The 237-nt window shown below is 35.9% G+C and carries 1 protein-coding gene; it reads left to right on the plus strand.

Features of this window, described 5'->3' with window-relative positions:
- Positions 1-68: 68 nt before the first annotated feature.
- A partial coding sequence (locus tag Q4550_RS24035; RefSeq protein ID WP_308809534.1) for a histidine kinase dimerization/phosphoacceptor domain-containing protein occupies positions 69-237 on the plus strand: 169 nt, incomplete at its 3' end.

Genomic DNA, 237 nt, shown 5'->3' on the forward strand with positions numbered 1-237 from the left:
TATGAGACAGTCTCCAAAACGCGTATGAGAATATTTCGCAGATGATGGTGATTGAAGAATGAGAAGGTATTGCGCGTGATTTACATGATACACTCGGGCAAAAACTATCGATGATCGGACTTAAAAGTTATTTAGCTAGAAAGCTAATTCATGTTAAGCCTGATGATGCTATTAATGATATTCATGATATTCGACAAACAGCCAGAACCGCTCTAAAAGAATTACTTGAAATGTTAT

The organism is Anaerobacillus sp. 1_MG-2023 (genome assembly GCF_030547345.1).
GTDB classification, from domain to species: Bacteria; Bacillota; Bacilli; order Bacillales; family Guptibacillaceae; genus Guptibacillus; species Guptibacillus hwajinpoensis_B.